General features: G+C 70.5%; 19 protein-coding genes and 1 pseudogene. 12 read left to right on the top strand and 8 right to left on the bottom strand.

What is annotated here, in order from left to right; genetic code table 11:
- Window positions 1–148: 148 nt before the first annotated feature.
- Window positions 149–469, bottom strand: a complete 321-nt coding sequence (locus tag Z164_RS0100640) for a DUF6122 family protein (protein WP_024888820.1) — start codon at window positions 467–469, stop codon at window positions 149–151.
- A gap of 247 nt (window positions 470–716) precedes the next feature.
- Between Z164_RS0100640 and Z164_RS0100635 the strand changes: the two genes are divergently transcribed.
- From Z164_RS0100635 to Z164_RS0100615, 5 genes and pseudogenes are all read left to right on the top strand, one after another.
- The gene (locus Z164_RS0100635) at window positions 717–1,286 is read left to right on the top strand and encodes an outer membrane beta-barrel protein (protein WP_043688843.1); all 570 of its coding nucleotides are present in this window, start codon (window positions 717–719) and stop codon (window positions 1,284–1,286) included.
- A gap of 307 nt (window positions 1,287–1,593) precedes the next feature.
- Window positions 1,594–2,652 (top strand): hypothetical protein, encoded by a 1,059-nt coding sequence (locus Z164_RS0100630; protein ID WP_152540825.1) that lies wholly within the window; start codon window positions 1,594–1,596, stop codon window positions 2,650–2,652.
- A 74-nt stretch (window positions 2,653–2,726) separates the two neighbouring features.
- Window positions 2,727–3,065 (top strand): hypothetical protein, encoded by a 339-nt coding sequence (locus Z164_RS22925; protein WP_152540824.1) that lies wholly within the window; start codon window positions 2,727–2,729, stop codon window positions 3,063–3,065.
- 300 nt (window positions 3,066–3,365) lie between these two features.
- Window positions 3,366–3,659, top strand: a pseudogene (locus tag Z164_RS23045) (oxidoreductase); the annotation flags it as partial.
- A gap of 85 nt (window positions 3,660–3,744) precedes the next feature.
- On the top strand, window positions 3,745–4,248 hold the full coding sequence (locus tag Z164_RS0100615; protein WP_043688840.1) for a DUF1097 domain-containing protein: 504 nt from the start codon (window positions 3,745–3,747) through the stop codon (window positions 4,246–4,248).
- Between the two features lie 123 nt (window positions 4,249–4,371).
- On the opposite strand, the gene Z164_RS0100610 is transcribed toward Z164_RS0100615, so the two are convergent.
- Window positions 4,372–5,562, bottom strand: coding sequence for an MFS transporter (locus Z164_RS0100610; protein WP_024888815.1), 1,191 nt, complete (start codon window positions 5,560–5,562; stop codon window positions 4,372–4,374).
- Window positions 5,563–5,639: 77 nt separating this feature from the next.
- Here Z164_RS0100610 and Z164_RS0100605 point away from each other — a divergent pair, with 77 nt between their 5' ends.
- Window positions 5,640–6,278 carry a TetR/AcrR family transcriptional regulator gene (locus Z164_RS0100605; protein WP_201769553.1) on the top strand — a complete coding sequence of 213 codons (639 nt, stop codon included), beginning with the start codon at window positions 5,640–5,642 and terminating at the stop codon, window positions 6,276–6,278.
- Window positions 6,279–6,350: 72 nt separating this feature from the next.
- On the opposite strand, the gene Z164_RS0100600 is transcribed toward Z164_RS0100605, so the two are convergent.
- On the bottom strand, window positions 6,351–7,367 hold the full coding sequence (locus Z164_RS0100600) for an AraC family transcriptional regulator (protein WP_236621726.1): 1,017 nt from the start codon (window positions 7,365–7,367) through the stop codon (window positions 6,351–6,353).
- A gap of 128 nt (window positions 7,368–7,495) precedes the next feature.
- On the opposite strand from Z164_RS0100600, the gene Z164_RS0100595 reads away from it, so the two are divergent.
- The 4 genes from Z164_RS0100595 to Z164_RS0100580 are packed head-to-tail and all read left to right on the top strand — an operon-like array spanning window position 7,496 to window position 10,502.
- A complete protein-coding gene (locus Z164_RS0100595; protein WP_024888812.1) occupies window positions 7,496–8,239 on the top strand; it encodes an SDR family oxidoreductase in 744 nt (247 codons plus the stop codon).
- A 32-nt stretch (window positions 8,240–8,271) separates the two neighbouring features.
- Window positions 8,272–9,039: an SDR family NAD(P)-dependent oxidoreductase gene (locus Z164_RS0100590; RefSeq protein ID WP_024888811.1), complete on the top strand. Its 768-nt coding sequence runs from the start codon at window positions 8,272–8,274 to the stop codon at window positions 9,037–9,039.
- Window positions 9,040–9,076: 37 nt separating this feature from the next.
- Window positions 9,077–9,934 carry an SDR family oxidoreductase gene (locus Z164_RS0100585; protein ID WP_024888810.1) on the top strand — a complete coding sequence of 286 codons (858 nt, stop codon included), beginning with the start codon at window positions 9,077–9,079 and terminating at the stop codon, window positions 9,932–9,934.
- A gap of 10 nt (window positions 9,935–9,944) precedes the next feature.
- Window positions 9,945–10,502, top strand: a complete 558-nt coding sequence (locus Z164_RS0100580; RefSeq protein WP_152540822.1) for a flavin reductase family protein — start codon at window positions 9,945–9,947, stop codon at window positions 10,500–10,502.
- A gap of 87 nt (window positions 10,503–10,589) precedes the next feature.
- Here the strand turns inward: Z164_RS0100580 and Z164_RS0100575 are convergent, their stop codons facing one another.
- The 5 genes from Z164_RS0100575 to Z164_RS0100555 form a co-directional block, all read right to left on the bottom strand.
- Window positions 10,590–11,612, bottom strand: coding sequence for an NAD(P)H-dependent glycerol-3-phosphate dehydrogenase (locus Z164_RS0100575; RefSeq protein ID WP_024888808.1), 1,023 nt, complete (start codon window positions 11,610–11,612; stop codon window positions 10,590–10,592).
- Window positions 11,613–11,615: 3 nt separating this feature from the next.
- Window positions 11,616–12,134, bottom strand: a complete 519-nt coding sequence (gene secB / locus Z164_RS0100570; RefSeq protein WP_024888807.1) for a protein-export chaperone SecB — start codon at window positions 12,132–12,134, stop codon at window positions 11,616–11,618.
- Window positions 12,135–12,218: 84 nt separating this feature from the next.
- Window positions 12,219–12,656, bottom strand: a complete 438-nt coding sequence (locus Z164_RS0100565) for a rhodanese-like domain-containing protein (protein ID WP_152540821.1) — start codon at window positions 12,654–12,656, stop codon at window positions 12,219–12,221.
- Between the two features lie 79 nt (window positions 12,657–12,735).
- Window positions 12,736–13,152 (bottom strand): hypothetical protein, encoded by a 417-nt coding sequence (locus tag Z164_RS0100560; RefSeq protein WP_024888805.1) that lies wholly within the window; start codon window positions 13,150–13,152, stop codon window positions 12,736–12,738.
- A 50-nt stretch (window positions 13,153–13,202) separates the two neighbouring features.
- Window positions 13,203–13,694 (bottom strand): YiiD C-terminal domain-containing protein, encoded by a 492-nt coding sequence (locus Z164_RS0100555; RefSeq protein ID WP_024888804.1) that lies wholly within the window; start codon window positions 13,692–13,694, stop codon window positions 13,203–13,205.
- 146 nt (window positions 13,695–13,840) lie between these two features.
- On the opposite strand from Z164_RS0100555, the gene Z164_RS0100550 reads away from it, so the two are divergent.
- Together Z164_RS0100550 and Z164_RS0100545 are read left to right on the top strand one after the other, a co-directional pair.
- Window positions 13,841–14,596: a uroporphyrinogen-III synthase gene (locus tag Z164_RS0100550; protein WP_236621725.1), complete on the top strand. Its 756-nt coding sequence runs from the start codon at window positions 13,841–13,843 to the stop codon at window positions 14,594–14,596.
- 68 nt (window positions 14,597–14,664) lie between these two features.
- Complete coding sequence (locus Z164_RS0100545) at window positions 14,665–15,921, top strand: heme biosynthesis protein HemY (RefSeq protein WP_024888802.1); 1,257 nt, start codon at window positions 14,665–14,667, stop codon at window positions 15,919–15,921.
- Window position 15,922: the final 1 nt, after the last annotated feature.

Here is a 15,922-nt window from a genome sequence, read left to right as displayed (position 1 = left end):
TTCCCCCGCTTGCGGGGGAAGAAAAAACGGAGTGCTCCCCGCTTGCGAGGGAAGGAAAAAACAGAGTGCTCCCCGCTTGCGAGGAAGGAAAAGACCAGATTGCGGGGAAGGATTCTTCCGCACGCTGCATGTCGATACGGCCCAGGGCCTACATCAACAGGCAGTCGATCCCGTCCAGCGCGATGTGGATCAGCAGGCCGGTGCCGAACCAGCGCGTGCGCGGCACCAGCGCCAGCACGCCGTAGAGACCGATCGCCGGCAGCGTGTGCAGCGGATGGAAACCGAGGCTGCAGCGCCCGGGCGCGTAGACCGGATCGGCCAGCAGATGGTCGAGGTCGATCAGCCAGCCGGCCAGCATCCACGCCGCGGCGCGGCGCCACTGCGCCGGCCACGCCAGGCGCGCCACGGCGATCGGCACCAGCAGGTGCAGGACCAGATGCAGCAGCGGACGGAGTTCGAGGTCGGGCATGGACGTGGGCTCGGCGGAACGCATTGTCCCACCGCAGCGCATGCTGCGGCGATGACATGAACGCGACGGGAAAGTTCCGGCCGGTCCCGGTTCGCGCTTCAGGGCACGTTGCCGAGGCTTGCGCAGAATGCATCGGCCGGCCCGGGTGGTGCGTGTGCCGTTCTGCTCAGGAATCGCACTCCCTCCCCTCCCTCGCCACCCGGGCCGGCCCTATCTTCGAGAAAAATAAAACGAGGCAAGACCCCGAATGAGCCGTATCCCCGCTTCCCTGATCGCCGCCGGCCTGCTGGCGGCGCTGCCGCTGGCCGCCTCCGCGCAGTCGGCGTCCCCGCTGTCCTACAACTACGTCGAGGGCGGCTACACGGCGACCAACGCCGACCTCGACGCCGACGGCTTCGGCGTCAACGCCTCGATCGCGTTCCATCCCAACTTCTCCGTGTTCGGCAGCTACCAGAACCAGGAGCTCGACCACAGCAGCAACGACTTCGACCAGTGGCGCGTGGGCCTGGGCTACAACCACGGCATCTCCCCGAACGCCGACCTGATCACCCGCGTGGCCTACGAGAAGTTCGACGCCGGCCGTGGGCTGGATGTCGACGGCTACAGCGTCGAGGTCGGCCTGCGCGGCGCGCTGGCGCCGAGCTTCGAGGGCTACGCGCTGGCGGGCTACGAGGACTACGGCAGCGGTTACGACGACGATTTCTACGGCCGCCTGGGCGCGCAGTGGAAGTTCACCCCGAACTGGGGCCTGTCCGGCGACGTCAAGTTCTCCGGCGGCGACACCCAGTGGTTCGTCGGCCCGCGTTTCACCTGGTAACAGCGCAACACCCGCGGCGCCCCCTCGCCGCGGTCGCGTCGCACCGCGCTCTCTCTCCCCCGGACGCGCGACGCTGGACCCGGCCCGAAACGGCCGGGTCTTTTTTTGTTCGGCGCTGGCGCCACCGGTACTTCGCCGGGCCGTGCCCGGGACCGCCACGGCAGGGTTGTCGATCGCTCAGGCGAGCGCCCGATATGCCCACGACGATCAGCGCCCGATGCGCGCTTGCGAGGTGCACCGGAACTGCATCCATCGAGGCCTCCGGGACGGCGCTTCACCATGAATTCCGCAATGAGACAGCACGAGCATGAATCCCTTTCTCATCGTTGGCGGCTATGGCACCGTCGGCACGCAGACCGTCAAGTTCTTGCGGCAGTTTCGGCCTGATCTTCCACTCGCTCTGGCCGGGCGCGACGTGCGGAAAGCGCAAGCAGCTGCGCACGCCATCGGCAATGCCGTAGGCGTGGCCGTCGATACCCGCAGAACGGATCTGGGTTTGCCGCCCGGTCTGAAGATCAGCGGCATCGCCGTATTGACCAACGACCTTTCGACGCACCCGGCGAAATACGCCGTGCGCGAGGGCATCCCATACACCAGCATCGCGACGCAGCTCACTCACCTGGCGCCGAAGCTGGCGGTGCAGATCGGCGGCCGCGGGCGGTCCGCCAGCCTGCTGCAGGACACCAGCTTCGCCGGCACCCTGGTGCTGGCGGCGCTGGAGGTGATGCGCCGTTTCTCCAGTGTCGATCGCATCGCCATCGGCGCGGTGATGGACGAGCAGGATCTTGGCGGCCCAGCCAGCCAGAGCGATGCGGAAGATTTCGGCGACAAGGCGCCCGGCTTCCTGCTGGCGGCAGGCGAATGGGTGCAGCCCGATGCTGGACAGGGCAGCCGCAGCTTCTCCCTGCTCGACGGCACAACGTATCGGGGCGAGAGTTTCCCATCGTTCGATGTGCCGGAACTGGCCGCGAAGTCCGATGCGCCCACCATCCGGCTCGACTTCGTGCTTGCCGAAACGCCCGGCCGTCGCGCGACGGGCCAGCCATCGGTGGAGATCGTGTACGAGATCACCGGCATGCTCGCCGATGGCGAAAGAGCGGAACTGAAGGCGCAACTCTCCCACGCGGGCGGCCAGACCGCGCTCACCGGGATCGGCGTCGCCGTCGGGATCGAGGCTCTGCTCGGGTTGCCCGGCACGGGCGTCGTGGCGCCCGGGCTCTATCTGCCATCCACCCTGATCGATCCCGCCCACATGGTCAGGCGCCTGGAACAGGCGGGGGCGCGACTGCGCGTGCAGACAGACGGAACGCGCGTCCAGGCGATCGGAGAAATGCCTCAGCCGCGGCGTTTCTCGAAGGCGCGATAGAAGCTGCGCTGCCTTGCCGCGGGTCGGGCCTACGGGATCTCGCGGCCAGACGCGGTCTGAGGGACGGCAAGACGATGATCCACGGCGGCATGGGCCTTCAGGCCCGCTACCTTCTGCAGGCATCCCACAGCGTCATCGTCCGCGCGATGGACGTGTTGACGGTCGAAAGCTTCATGCAATCCCTGACCGATATCGAAACGCCAAGAAGAAAGCTGTTGAAGGCATTGCCCACGGCTCGCGGCTCGGCGTCCGCGGCGAGTTCGCCGATGGCGATTCCGCGCTCGACGCACCGGACGAATCCCGCCAAGGTCCGCGATCGCGCGGCGGCAAGAGGCCTTGCGACATGGGCGTGCTCCGGCGTGGGAGCGCTCATGATGCCCAGTGCCACCATGCAATGCCCGTGGGAATGGTGACGAATGTCTGCGCTTGCATTCGCCGAGGAACGGGGTCGCCGTCGAGATAGGGCACGCTCACTCGACTGCGGTCGGTGGGCCGGAAGCCAGTGTCGCGCATGCCGGCCGGCTCGGCGACCAGGCGTCGTACCGCGCCCGCAAGGGTTGTTTGCGTGACGTGCTCGATCACCCTGCCCAGGACATTGGTCGCCAGGGAGTATTCAAGGGCACCTGCGCCAGCCGGCTCAGAGTCTCGTCGGTGGAAATGGGCGCCGCATCCAGCCCGTCGGAGATGCCCGCGCGACGATAGGGACCGTCCGTCCCGCCGACACGGCGCGTCTTGCCGAATACGAGGCAGGGCCGTACGCCAGGTTCGGCGAACAGGTGCAACGGGCCTTCGCCGAGATCGTGTCCGACGATGCCGACCCGGCACGGGTCGCCGACATGATCGCCGAGGTGGTGGACATGCCGTTCGGCCAGCGTCCCTTCCGCATCCACCATGACCCGGCCCAGGACGGCGCCGATGTCGGCTTCGCGGTGCTCGATCGTCTGCGTGCCGAAATGCTGCATCGCGTCGGCCTGTCGGACCTGCTGAAACCGGCAACTCCGGTCTGACCCCGCCAGGGAGGCGCCGATCCGCGCTCGATGGCGATCGGCGGACTGCTCACGCCCCCTCGAACCCCATACCGGAGCAAGCCTCATGTCCCCACCCCATCCCTCGCGCTGCCGCTTTGCCGTGTCCACCCTGGTCGCGGCGGTGGCCGCTGCGCTGGCGGCCGCGACGAGCCTGGCGCTGTCCTTGCCCGTGTGGGCGATGTTCGTCGGCTGGATCGCCTTCTTCACGCGCGGGGCGAACATCCGGGCCGCCTTCGAGAACCTGGCCTGCGTCGGCCTGGGTCTGGTCATCGGTGCGGGCGCGTCCCTGGCGATCGCAAGACTGGCACCCGCCATGGGGCCAGGCCTGGCCTTGCCCCTGGTCGTCTTCGTCGTGGCGCTGGCAGTGGTCGGTCTGCGCGGCCTGCCGATCCTGAACAACCTGCTCGGCTACTTTCTGGGCCTGGTTGCCTGGTTCGCCGCCCATCTGCAGCCCTCGATGGAAAGCCTCGCGCAACTGTTCACCGCGAGCCTGGTCGGCTCGGTGGCCGGCTGGCTCTCGCACACGATCCCGCTTCGTTGGTTCGGACCGGCCCAGGCGCCCGCATGAGCCGCAAGCCCGGGGCGGCCGTCCGCCCCCGGTCTTCGACCGTGCACTGACGCTTGGGGCTTGCTCATCGTCGGAGACACAAGGCCGATGTGCGGCGACGAAGATCCCGCCCATGCTGAAAGCCTACAGCGAGGGCTCGATCCTGATGGTTAGCGACCAACATGCCATCGCCACGATGAGCGCACCGAGGCCTTGCGCTGCTTGCATAGGACCAAGATGCTGGGCGAGGTAGCCTGCGGCCATGGCCAGAAGTGCGTTGGGCAGGTAGCTCGCAATGTAGAAGGCCGAGACCAGCCCGGCGCGTTCTTGCGCGCGCGCTTTGCTCACGAGGCTGCGCAGCACGCCCAAAAATCCGGCGCCGAACCCGACGCCTGTCGGCAGCGATCCCGACAGGACCAGCATCGGACTGCGCAGTGCGGTACCGGCGAGAACCAGCGCGGTGCCGATGATGATGGTCAGCCCGGCCCAGCGACGGGCGTCTGCCGGGGAGCTGTTGCGAAACATCAGCACCGAAGCCGCCCCCGCCAGTGTCATGGCGCCAACCGCAGCGCCGCTCAGCCATGCCGTGGACCGGGCGGAGGCCATTTCGTGAACCGCCCCTGGCAGCACGGAGAGAAACATCGCGCCCAGGCCCCATACCGCCAAATTCAGCGGCAGCATGCGCACGAACGTCGGGCGCAGGGCGCGTGGAATCTCGACGCTCGGGCGCAGGGACCAGCCACTGCCGTCTCGATCGGGGAACGTCTCGGCCGAACGCGACGTCCGCCAGAGCTGGATCAGGCTGATACCCAAGGCCACCGCATACACCAGGCGCAAGGGCAGCGGCGCGAACTGGACCAATGCACCCGCACCGAGCGCGCCCACGGCCATGCCGACCATGGGAGCCAGGCTACTGATCATCGCCCCTGCCCTTTGATCCACATCCAGCAGCGCCGCGCCCACGGCCGTGGTCGCAATCCCGGCGGCGAAGCCTTGCACCAGCCGCGCGGCAATCAGCCACTGGCCGCTGTTGGCAACGAGAAACATGACCATCGCGATGCCTTGCACGACGAGTGCAGCCGCAATTGCTGCTCGCCTGCCGAAATGGTTGGACAGCGTGCCCAGGAGGAGCAGGGAGAGCAGCAATGCCCCGACGTAGGCCGCAAAGATCACGCTGATCTGGAAGGCCGAGACGCCCCAGCCGGCCTGGTACAGCGGAAAGAGCGGCGTGGTCATGCTCGACGCCGCGAAGAACAGGAGGAGGGTCAGGCCGTGCAGGGCCAGCGCGGACTTGATGCCTGCGCTGGCCGGCCGTGTGTGCCGGGGAGGGGTCATGTCGTGGCGCTTTCTATAAAAGCTAAAATACTGCGTTCGAGGCGCCACTCTAGCACTAACGCAAATTTTTTGCGTTAGTGCTGATCAACAGCGCAACGCCAGCGACGGGCAACGCCATGAAGCACCCAGGATCTCATTCGCGAAATCAGCCGGAAGCCACGCCGCCGGCGGGCGTTCGCCCCGGCGGACGCGCCGCACGCATTCAGGCCGCCGTGCTGGGCGCCGTGGAAGCACTCAAGCAAGAAATGCCTACCGCCGCGATCACCGTGCCGATGATTGCGGCGCGCGCGAACGTGACGCCATCGACCATCTACCGTCGCTGGGGCGACGTGGGGCAGTTGCTGGCCGATGTGGCGGTACGCCAGTTCCAGGCCGATGCGCTGCCGCCCGACAGCGGCGACTGGCGCAACGATCTGGCGGCGTGGCTGGAGCAGTTCGTCGATGAGATGAGTTCCGGCCCGGGTCGGGAGTTGTTGCGCGAAGCGCTGGCGCTGGGCACGACCGAGCGGGCGGCGCAATGCACGGCGTGCATCCTCGGCACCTTGGACAGCATCGCCGCCAGAGGCGTGGCGCAAGGCGCCTCGCCGCCTGATGCGCAGAGACTGCTGGATCAGGTGGTCGCGCCGGTGATCTACCGCATTCTGTTTACTTCGGCGCCGCCCAGCATCGCTTACGCGAAGGGGCTGTTGCGGCAATGTCTGGCCGAAGGAAGATGAGCCTGGATCTCCCGGGCTTGCACTCGACGAGTGCCGCGTTCGTGCCCGCGGGATCGGCAAGGACGCCAGACGTCAATGCATCGCTGCCGCTGCCTCGAGCTGGGCCGGCTCCATCAACGCGAACGCCGAGCGCATTTCGCGCGCTTCCTCGCCGGGGCTGCGGCCGAACATTCGCTTGAACTCGCGATTGAACTGCGAAGGGCTTTCGTAGCCGACGCGGGCCGCGGCGCCCGCCGCGGTCACGTGGTCTCGGATCATCATCAGCCGCGCCTGGTGCAGCCGCACCGACTTGATGTACTGGATGGGCGAGGTGGCGGCGACGGCCTTGAAATGCGCATGAAAGGCCGGCGCGCTCAGACCCGCCTCGCGCGCCAGCGTGTCCACGCTCAGCGGCTGAGCGTAGTCGTTGTGGATGCGCCGCAGCACCCGCGCGATGCGGCCGAAGTTGCCGTGGCTGGCCAGTGCGGCGCGGATGGCGCCGCCTTGCTCGCCGAGCAGCACGCGAAAGCACAGCTCCCGCACGATGGCCGGGCCCAGCACCCGTGCTTCCAACGGCGACAGCAAGGCCCGCAGCAGACGCACGGTGGTATCGGCCAGCGTGGCATCCAAGGGGGTCGAGACGATGCCGGCGGGGGCGGCAGGCACGGGGCCCGCCTGCTGATCGACCTCGATGACCAGGTCGGCCACGGCCGTCATGTCCAGCCGCACGGACACCGCCAGCAGGGGCTCTTGCGGGCTGGCATCGGTTTCGGTGGAGAAGGGCAGCGGCACCGACAGCACCAGATAGTGCTGGGGGTCGTAGTGGTAGACCCGGTCGGCCAGGTAGCCGCGCTTGTGGCCCTGGCAGACGATGACGATGCTCGGCTCGTACAGCACCGGGGTGCGACCCAAGGGCCGGTCGGCGCGCATCAGGCGCACGCCATCGAGCAACGAGCGGGTATGGCCTTCCTGCGGGGCCAGTCGCCGGATCAATCGGGCCATTTCCGCCTGTCGCGACAGGTCGGTTCGTGCATGGGTCATGGCGGCACGGTCATGAGACGATGAAGTGGCTATATTTTCGCATCGCACGGCTGTTTTCTGGTAGGCCATGAATAGGATTAGGCAATGATGCGAGAGATACCGACCTAGTCCGCCCAGGCCCCCGTCTCTACGATTTCGCCTTGTTCGCAATCCTCTGGCTTGCCCTTGCGCTGGCCAGGAAAGCACAAGGAGACATCATGCAATCGACCGCATCGGGCGCCGCCAGGGTCATCGTGCTCACCGGCGCCAGCAGCGGCATCGGCGAGGCCACGGCCCGCCATCTGGCGCGGCAAGGCCACCACCTTTACATCGGTGCGCGCCGCCTGGACCGACTCACCGCCCTGCAGGACGAACTGCGCGCCGACGGCTGCCACGTCGAAGTCATGGCGCTGGACGTCACGCGCCTCGAGGACCTGCAGGCCATCGTCGCCCGGGCGCACGCCGCGCATGGCCGCGTCGACGTGCTCGTCAACAACGCCGGCGTCATGCCGCTGTCGCCCCTGGCCGCGCTGGAGATCGACGAGTGGAACCGCACGCTCGACGTCAACGTGCGCGGCGTGCTGCACGGCATTGCCGCTGCGCTGCCGATCATGCAGGCGCAAGGCCAGGGGCACATCGTCAACATCGCCTCGGTCGGCGCCCATCAGGTGTGGCCGTCTTCGGCGGTCTATTGCGCGAGCAAGTTCGCGGTGCGCGCCATCTCCGATGGCCTACGCCAGGAGACCGAAGCCATCCGCGTCACGCTGGTCAGCCCCGGCGTGGTCGAGTCCGAGCTGGCCGATCACATCACCGACGAGACCGCGCGTGCCGCCATGCGCGAGTTCCGCCGCATCGCCTTGCCGCCGCAGGCCGTGGCGCAGGCGATCGCCTACGCGATCGCGCAGCCCGATGGCGTGGACGTGAGCGAGCTCATCGTGCGTCCGACGGCCAGCCCGTACTGATCGCTGAATCCATTCACTCCCAAGGAGTTTTCATGTCGGACGCAAGCATGCCTTCCCAGGCCGCGCCTTTTGCCGGACGCGTGGCCATCGTCACCGGCGCCGCCAGCGGCATCGGACGGGCGACCGTCGAGCTGCTGCATCGGCAGGGCGCGCGCATCGTCGCGGTCGGCCGTGGCGGCAACGTCGAGGCGCTGGCGCGCGATGGCATCGTGCCGGTCGTGGCCGACGTGGCGCAGGAAACCAGCGCTGCGTTGGCCGTCGAAACGGCGCTCGAGCGATTCGGCCGCCTGGACATCCTCGTCAACAACGCCGGCATCATCATCAACCGGCCCGTGGCCGAGATGAGCCTGGAGGAATGGAACCGGGTGCTGGCGGTCAATGCCACCGGGGCGTTCCTGTTCTCCCGCGCGGCCATGCGCCCGATGATGGCGGCGGGCAGCGGCGCCATCGTCAACATCGGTTCCTACGCCTGCTACCAGAGCTTTGCCGGCATCGCGGCCTATGCCGCCTCCAAGGGCGCGCTGGCGCAGCTGACCCGCACGCTCGCGCTGGAGGCCATCGGCCACGGCATCCGCGTCAACGCGGTCGGCTCGGGCGATGCCGTCACCAACATCACCAACGCCATCCAGCCCGACGGCCAGGCCTACCTGGCCCAGCATGGCCGCAAGGCCCCCATCGGCCGCGCGGCCCGCCCCGAGGAAATCGCCGAGGTCGCCGCCTTCCTCGCGTCGGACAAGGCCAGCTACATCGTCGGCGCCGTGGTCATGGCCGATGGCGGCATGAGCGTGGCCATTCCGTAACGCAATCCACTTCTCGACCCCACAGGAGTTTTCATCCATGCAATCCCAAGCACATTCTTCCAAGGTCTGGTTCATCACCGGCGCCGCGCGCGGCATCGGCCTGTCGCTGGCCCGCCAGGCCTTGGCGCGTGGCGACGCCGTGGCCGCCACCTCGCGCACGCTGGCCAGCCTGCAGCAGGCCTTCGGCGGCGGCAGCGAACGGCTGCTGCCGCTCCAGGTGGATCTGGTCGACGAAGCCAGCGTGCAGGCCGCCATCGACAAGACCATCGCCACCTTCGGCCGCATCGACTTCGTGGTCAACAACGCCGGCTACGGCCAGCAGGGCACCATCGAGGCGCTGAGCGATGCCGAGCTGCGCCGCAACTTCGACGTCAACGTGTTCGCGCCGCTGCACGTGCTGCGCCATGCCTTGCCTCACCTGCGCGGCCAGCGCAGCGGCCACGTCTTCAACGTGGCGTCCATCGTCGGCTTCCAGGGCGGCTATGCGGGCTGGGGCAGCTACGTCGCCTCCAAGTTCGCGCTGGCCGGCCTGACCGAGACGCTGGCCGCCGAGCTCGCCGAGCTGAACATCAAGGCCACGGTCGTGTATCCCGGCCCGGTACGCACGGGCTTCCTGTCCAAGGACACGCTCGTCGTGGCCGAACGCTCGATCGCCGACTACACCGAGGCCCAGGCTTCGCTGGACCTGCACCTCAACGGTCTGGACGGCAAGCAGGCCGGCGACCCGGAAAAGGTGGCCGCGCTCATCGTGCAGGCCGCCGATGCCGCCGAGCCGCCCGTGCATCTGTTCGCCGGCAGGATCGCCACCACCCTGGCCGAGCAGAAGATGGACGCGGTGCGCCAGGATCTGGAAGCCTGGCGCGCAGCCTCCGATGCCACGGATTTCGTCGATTGAGCCGGTTCGGATGATGGAACGATTGCCGGCGGAAAGCGCCTATCGCATCCTCGAGTCCGGCCCCATCGTGCTGGTGTCCACGCGCGGCCCGGATGGCCGCGCCAACCTGATGACGATGGGCTTCCACATGATGATCCAGCACGATCCGCCGCTGGTCGGCGCGATCGTCGGTCCCTGGGACCACAGTCGTCGGGCGCTGTCGCAGACCCGCGAATGCGTGCTGGCCGTGCCGACGGTGGATCTGGCCGAGACCGTGGTGGACATCGGCAACTGCTCCGGCGCCTCGCTCGACAAGTTCGAGCGCTTCGGCCTGACGCCGATGCCGGCGCAGACCGTGGACGCCCCGCTGGTGCGCGAATGCCTGGCCAACCTGGAGTGCCGCGTCGTCGACGACGGCTTCGTTCGCCGCTACGACCTCTGGGTGCTGGAGGTGCAGCGGATCTGGATCGACGCCGCGCGCGAGGAACGGCGACTGATCCACCACCAGGGCGACGGCCGCTTCAGCGTGGACGGCGAGACGCTCGACCTGGGCGAGCGCATGGTGAAGTGGCGCCATCTGATGGATTGAGGCGCGGCGAGCGCCGGCGCAGCCCGGCGCCCCCGACGACGACGCGGCCGCAGGCCGGATCGGCCCGCCACCGTGCCGAGGCCGTCCTCAGGCGAACAGCTTGTCCGGGTATTCCGACTTGCGTTCGCGCGCCATCAGCCGCGCCAGACCCTCGGCGGGGGTGATGTCGCCGTGCAGCACGTCGCGCACGTTGGCCGCGATCGGCAGTTCGACGCCGTGGCGATCGGCCAGGCGCATGACCTCGTCGGCGGTCTGCACCGATTCCACCACCTGCCCGATCTCGCGCACCGCCTCCTCCAGCGGCTGGCCGCGGCCGAGCGCCAGGCCCAGGCGACGGTTGCGCGACAGGTCGCCGGTGGCGGTCAGCACCAGGTCGCCCAGGCCCGCCAGCCCCATCAGGGTCTCGGGGCGGCCGCCCATGGCCAGGTTCAGGCGCAGCATCTCGTTGAGGCCGCGGGTGATCAGGCCGGCGCGGGCGTTCAGGCCCAGGCCCATGCCGTCGGCCACGCCGGTGGCCACCGCCAGCACGTTCTTCATCGCGCCGCCGAGCTCGGCGCCGCTCATGTCGGTGCCGGTGTAGGCGCGGAACGCCGGGCCGTGCAGCACCTCGGCCACGCGCTCGGCGAACGCCTCGTCGCGGGCGTGCACGGTCAGCGCCGTCGGCAGGCCCATCGCGACCTCCTTGGCGAACGAGGGACCGGTCACCACCGCCAGCGGCACGCCCTCGCCCAGCACCTCGGCCGCGACCTCGTGCAGGAAACGGCCGGAACCGGGCTCGAAGCCCTTGGTCGCCCAGGCCACGCCGGCCCCGATCGGGCGCAGCGGCGCGATCGCGCGCAGGGTCTGCGCGAAGGCGTGCGAGGGTACCGCGACCAGCACCAGCCCGGCGCCGGCCAGCGCCGCGCCCAGGTCGGCGGTCGCGCGCAGCGACCCGGGCAGGGCGATGCCCGGCAGGTAGCGGGCGTTGACGTGGACTCGATCGATGGCGCCCACCGCGTCCGCGTCGCGTCCCCACAGCACGGTGGGGACGTCGTGGCGGGCGATCAGCGCGGCGAGCGCGGTACCCCAGGAGCCGGCTCCCAGGACCGCGACGTGAGGTCGCGGCGACATCGGTCAGGCGTTGCCGACCGTCTCGTTGCTTTCGCCCTGGCCCTGCGCCGCGCGCTGGCGCAGGCCCTCGGCGTAGAGCGCGTCGAAGTTGATCGGCTGCAGCAGGAACGGCGGGAAGCCGCCGGCCTGGATCAGCTCGCCCAGCAGCTGGCGCGCGTAGGGGTAGAGCACGTTCGGGCACTGGGTGCCGAGCATGGCGTCGAGCACGTTGGCCTCGAAGCCGATCAGGCCGAACACGCCGGCCTGCTGGACCTCGGCGACGTAGACGGTGTTGCCCTCGCCCAGGGTGCAGGTCAGGGTGATCTGCAGGACCACCTCGTAGGCGTTCTCGCCCACGCGCTGCACGCGCTGGTTGAGGCTCATGTTGAGCTGCGGCTGCGCCTGCTCGTTGAAGATCTGCGGCGCCTTGGGCGACTCGAAGGACACGTCGCGGACGTAGATCTTCTCGACGGTGAACTGCGGGCCGTTCGCCTGGGCGGGGGTGGCGGCGCCGTTGCCGTTGGCGGGCTGTTGGTCGGACATGACGGGCTCCAAGCTGGAATGCGGTGAAGGATCGATTATGGCACCCGCGTATGGCAGCCGCGCGGGCGCGGAATGGGGCGCGGGCTAGCCGCGGCCGCGCTTGAGCGGCAGGTCGGCCTGCTGCCAGGCGCCGATGCCGCCCTCCAGCACGTAGACCTGCTCGAAGCCGGCCTTCTTCAGCCGCTTGGCCGCGGCGTTGGCGGTCTGGCCGGTCTTGCACACCAGCGCCACCGGCAGCGAGCGCGCGGCGGCGAGCTGCTTGTTCTCGGGGTCGAACTGGCTCATCTGCACGTTCTTCGAGCCGGGGATGTGGCCCTTCTCGAAGTCGGCGATCGGGCGCAGGTCGATCACCAGCGCGTTGTCGCGGTTGACCAGGACGGTCAGCTCGGCGGGCCGCAGCGACTTGAAGCCGCGCGTCAGGCGGGCGATCTCGGTATAGACGAGCGCCAGCGTGATGCCGGCCAGCGCCATCGAGAGCATGGGGTTGCGGCCGGCGAAGGCCAGCAGTTCTTCGAGGGTCACGGGATCGGGCAGGCGGAGCGGGGCGGCGATTGTCGCCCAGCCCGGGGCGGGGCGCAAAGCGGGGGGATCGGCCCCCGCGCTATTGGCCGGCCCAGAAGTCCGGCAGGCCGCTGCTGAGCCACCAGCGCCCGGCCTCGGCGTCGTAGCGCCAGGCCTCGGTATAGCGCACGCTGCGCTCGGCCATGGTGTGCTGGTTGATCACCCCGATCTGGATTTCGCGCACGGCGCTGTCGGCATCGACCCGCGAGGCCAGCTCCCGGTAGCCGGAGACCCGGATCTGCTGGAAGCGCTGGAACTCCAGGTCGCTCATCGGGCGCGCCTGCCGCACCTCCGGATCGACCAGGTTCCAGGCGCCCTCGAAATCGCCCCAGCGGATCGCCGCCGAGTAGTCGTACTGCAGCCGCTCCAGCGCCTCGGCCTTCTTGCCGCCGGTGGCGCAGGCCCCCAGCAGCAGCGCCGCCAGCGCCAGCGCCATCCACCCGATCCGTTTGCGCATCGCCCGTTCCCCCGCCATGGTCCCGGCCCGCATGGTAGACGCCGCCGCGCTCAGCCGGAAAGCGCAGGCGTGCGCAGGATCGCGGCGTAGCGCAGCCGGCCCTGGGTCGCGACCCCGCCGCCGGGCAACGGCACGGTGGCCTGCACGGTCGCGCGCGCGCGGCCGCGCGCGCGCAAGGTGGCGATGAAGGAGGACCAGGACGCCGCCTCGTCCAGCCGCGCCTCGGCGACCAGGTCGGCGAACAGCGGCGCGCGGTAGCGCAGCTCGCTGTCGGCCACGAACACGTCGGCATCCAGGCCGGCGGCCTCGACCTGCAGCGTGACCAGGCCCCACGCCGCCAGCGTCATCAGCGAGGCAAGGCTGCCGCCGAAGGCGCAGCCCTTGTCGTTGACGTGCACCGACAGCGGCGCCGCCAGCGCCAGCCGTTCGCCGTCCCAGTCGCGCACGCGCAGGTCCATCGCAGCGGCGGGCGGCATGCCCGCGTAGTGGGCCTCGAGCCGGCGCAGGGCGTCGGCATCGGCAAGGGATCGGTCGTCGGTCATCGGCACTCCAGTGGGGACGGCGTCGCTTGCAGGCGCTGGACGGAACGACCAAGCTGCGCGGCATGCCGCGCAGCCCCGTCTCCCGCAGGCCCGAGAGGGCGGCATCCTACGTGATCTCGCTACGGCCCGCCGGCGATCATGCCGCGATGCGCCGGGCGGCCGCGCGCTGCGGGTTGCGCACGATCGCGCTGTCGCCCTGGCGCATCGCCGCACGCGACGACGACGAGGCGCGGCGCGCGCTGGCCATCGCGCTCGCCGCACCGGTGGCGGTGTTCACCAGCCCGCCCGCGGTGCGCGCCGCCGCCGCGCTGTTGCCCGAGGCGCTCGCCGCGCCGGGGCGCATCCGCATCGCGGTCGGTGCCGGCACCCGCGCCGCGCTCGCGCGCGCCGGCGTCCCGGACGCGCTGGCGCCGGCGCGCCAGGACAGCGAAGGCCTGCTGACGCTGCCGCCGCTGGCGGCGGCACGGGTGCGCGGGCGCGACGTCGGGCTGGTCACCGCGCCCGGCGGCCGCGGCAAGATCCCCGAGGCGCTGGCCGAACGCGGCGCGCGCATGCGCCGCGCCGACGTCTACGCGCGCGTGCCGCTCGCGCCGGATCCGCGCGCGATCGGCCGCCTGCAGGCCGCGCGCGGCGATCTGCTGCTGCCGCTGACCAGCGGCGAGGCCCTGCAGCGCATCCTCGACGCCCTGCCGGAGGACGCCGCCGCGCGCCTGCGCCGGGCGCGGGTGGTCGCCGCCAGCCCGCGGCTGGCCGCGCTGGCGGAAGCGGCGGGCTTCGCCGAGGTCTGCCGCGCCGATGCGCCGCAGCCGGCGGCCCTGTTGCGCGCCGCCCACGCCGCCGCGCTGAACCGCGACGCAAGGCGTCGGCCGCCTGCACGCCGCCCAGACAAGCACCCACGCTAGCCTGAATAGCGGTTGCGCCGTCGGGGCCGGCGCCGCCGCTTCTCGACACGCGCCCGCGGAGCCGAACCATGAAAGTCCTGCGCAACGTGATCTTTCTCGTCGTCCTGGCCGCGATCGGCGCCGTCGTCGCCCACCTGCTGCTGACCGGCGACACCGGCCGGGTCCTGGTGCGCTACGGTGGTACCGACTACAGCGCCAGCCTGGTCGAGGCGATCGGCATCGCGCTGCTGGCGCTGCTGGTGCTGTGGGTGGTCTGGGCCCTGCTGAGCTTCCCCTTCCGCACCTGGAACCGGCACCGCGACCGCCAGGCGCGGTTGCGCCTGGGCGAGGGTCTGCTCGCGCTGCACGAGGGCCACTACGCGCGCGCGGCGAAGTCGCTGGCGCAGGCGCAGGACGACCCGGACACCGAAGCGGCTGCGCGGATCGCCGCCGCGCAGGTCGCCTGGGCGCGCGGCGACGCCGCCCAGGCGCGGCACGAGATCGACGCCCTCGGCGAACGCTACCCGGCCGCGCGCGCGATCGCCGCGGCGGAACTGTTCCTGGCCGAGGAGCGCCCGACCGACGCGCTGGTCGCGCTGGACGCGCCGGCCGCGCAGCCGCTGCCGCCGCGCGGGCTGGCGCTGCGCGCCGAAGCCCTGGCCGCCTCCGGCCAGGCCAGCCAGGCCTACGAACTGCTGGGGGCGCTGCGCCAGCAGCAGGCGCTGCCGAAGGCACGCCTGGACGACGCCGAACTGCGCTGGGCGGCGGCGTCCCTGCGCGAGGCGGACGACGGCAACGCGCTGGCCGCGCGCTGGGAAGCCCTGCCCAAGCCGCTGCGCGCCGAGCCCCCGGTCGTGGCCGCCTATGCCGAACGCGCGGCCGCATTCGGCTGGGAGGAGGCCGGCGCGAAGAGCCTCGAACAGGCGCTCGACGCGCGCTGGGACGAGTCGCTGGCCTCGCGCTACGGCACCCTGCCGCTGGGCCGGGTGGAGCACCGCGCCGCGACCTGCGAGCGCTGGCTGGCGCGGCATCCGGCCAGCCCCGCGCTGCTGCTGGCGCTGGCCCGGCTGTCGGCGGAACAGGCGCAGTGGGCGCGCGCCGAGGACTACGCCAGGCGCGCCATCGACCAGGGCGCGGGCGCCGGGGCCTGGGAGGTCCTGGGCGACGTCTGGCTGGCGCAGGGCGACGAATCGCGCGCGCGCTTCGCCTACGCCAACGCGTTGCGCGCCGGCCGCGGGCAGCCGGTCGCCGCGCTGCCGCCGCGCGAATCGATCACCCTGATGCCGCCCGAGGGCACGGACGGCGCGCCGCCGCCGGCGGACGCGCCGGGACCGCTCGGGCGCTGAC

The organism is Luteimonas huabeiensis HB2 (assembly GCF_000559025.1).
GTDB lineage: Bacteria > Pseudomonadota > Gammaproteobacteria > Xanthomonadales > Xanthomonadaceae > Luteimonas > Luteimonas huabeiensis.
The sequence above is the reverse complement of the archived record's forward strand: the minus strand, read 5'-3'. Positions and strand labels throughout refer to the sequence as shown.

What these genes read in the sequence shown, in the direction of transcription:
- Z164_RS0100590 (WP_024888811.1), top strand. Translation starts at nt 8,272, where the DNA reads ATGTCGGACGCAAGCATGCCTTCCCAGGCCGCGCCTTTTGCCGGACGC.
- Z164_RS0100615 (WP_043688840.1), top strand. Translation starts at nt 3,745, where the DNA reads ATGTCCCCACCCCATCCCTCGCGCTGCCGCTTTGCCGTGTCCACCCTG.
- Z164_RS0100555 (WP_024888804.1), bottom strand. Translation starts at nt 13,694, where the DNA reads ATGACCGACGACCGATCCCTTGCCGATGCCGACGCCCTGCGCCGGCTC.
- Z164_RS0100595 (WP_024888812.1), top strand. Translation starts at nt 7,496, where the DNA reads ATGCAATCGACCGCATCGGGCGCCGCCAGGGTCATCGTGCTCACCGGC.
- Z164_RS0100580 (WP_152540822.1), top strand. Translation starts at nt 9,945, where the DNA reads ATGATGGAACGATTGCCGGCGGAAAGCGCCTATCGCATCCTCGAGTCC.
- Z164_RS0100635 (WP_043688843.1), top strand. Translation starts at nt 717, where the DNA reads ATGAGCCGTATCCCCGCTTCCCTGATCGCCGCCGGCCTGCTGGCGGCG.
- Z164_RS0100630 (WP_152540825.1), top strand. Translation starts at nt 1,594, where the DNA reads ATGAATCCCTTTCTCATCGTTGGCGGCTATGGCACCGTCGGCACGCAG.
- Z164_RS0100640 (WP_024888820.1), bottom strand. Translation starts at nt 469, where the DNA reads ATGCCCGACCTCGAACTCCGTCCGCTGCTGCATCTGGTCCTGCACCTG.
- Z164_RS0100600 (WP_236621726.1), bottom strand. Translation starts at nt 7,367, where the DNA reads ATGGCCTACCAGAAAACAGCCGTGCGATGCGAAAATATAGCCACTTCA.
- Z164_RS0100575 (WP_024888808.1), bottom strand. Translation starts at nt 11,612, where the DNA reads ATGTCGCCGCGACCTCACGTCGCGGTCCTGGGAGCCGGCTCCTGGGGT.
- Z164_RS22925 (WP_152540824.1), top strand. Translation starts at nt 2,727, where the DNA reads ATGATCCACGGCGGCATGGGCCTTCAGGCCCGCTACCTTCTGCAGGCA.
- Z164_RS0100610 (WP_024888815.1), bottom strand. Translation starts at nt 5,562, where the DNA reads ATGACCCCTCCCCGGCACACACGGCCGGCCAGCGCAGGCATCAAGTCC.
- Z164_RS0100560 (WP_024888805.1), bottom strand. Translation starts at nt 13,152, where the DNA reads ATGCGCAAACGGATCGGGTGGATGGCGCTGGCGCTGGCGGCGCTGCTG.
- secB (WP_024888807.1), bottom strand. Translation starts at nt 12,134, where the DNA reads ATGTCCGACCAACAGCCCGCCAACGGCAACGGCGCCGCCACCCCCGCC.
- Z164_RS0100550 (WP_236621725.1), top strand. Translation starts at nt 13,841, where the DNA reads ATGCGCCGGGCGGCCGCGCGCTGCGGGTTGCGCACGATCGCGCTGTCG.
- Z164_RS0100545 (WP_024888802.1), top strand. Translation starts at nt 14,665, where the DNA reads ATGAAAGTCCTGCGCAACGTGATCTTTCTCGTCGTCCTGGCCGCGATC.
- Z164_RS0100585 (WP_024888810.1), top strand. Translation starts at nt 9,077, where the DNA reads ATGCAATCCCAAGCACATTCTTCCAAGGTCTGGTTCATCACCGGCGCC.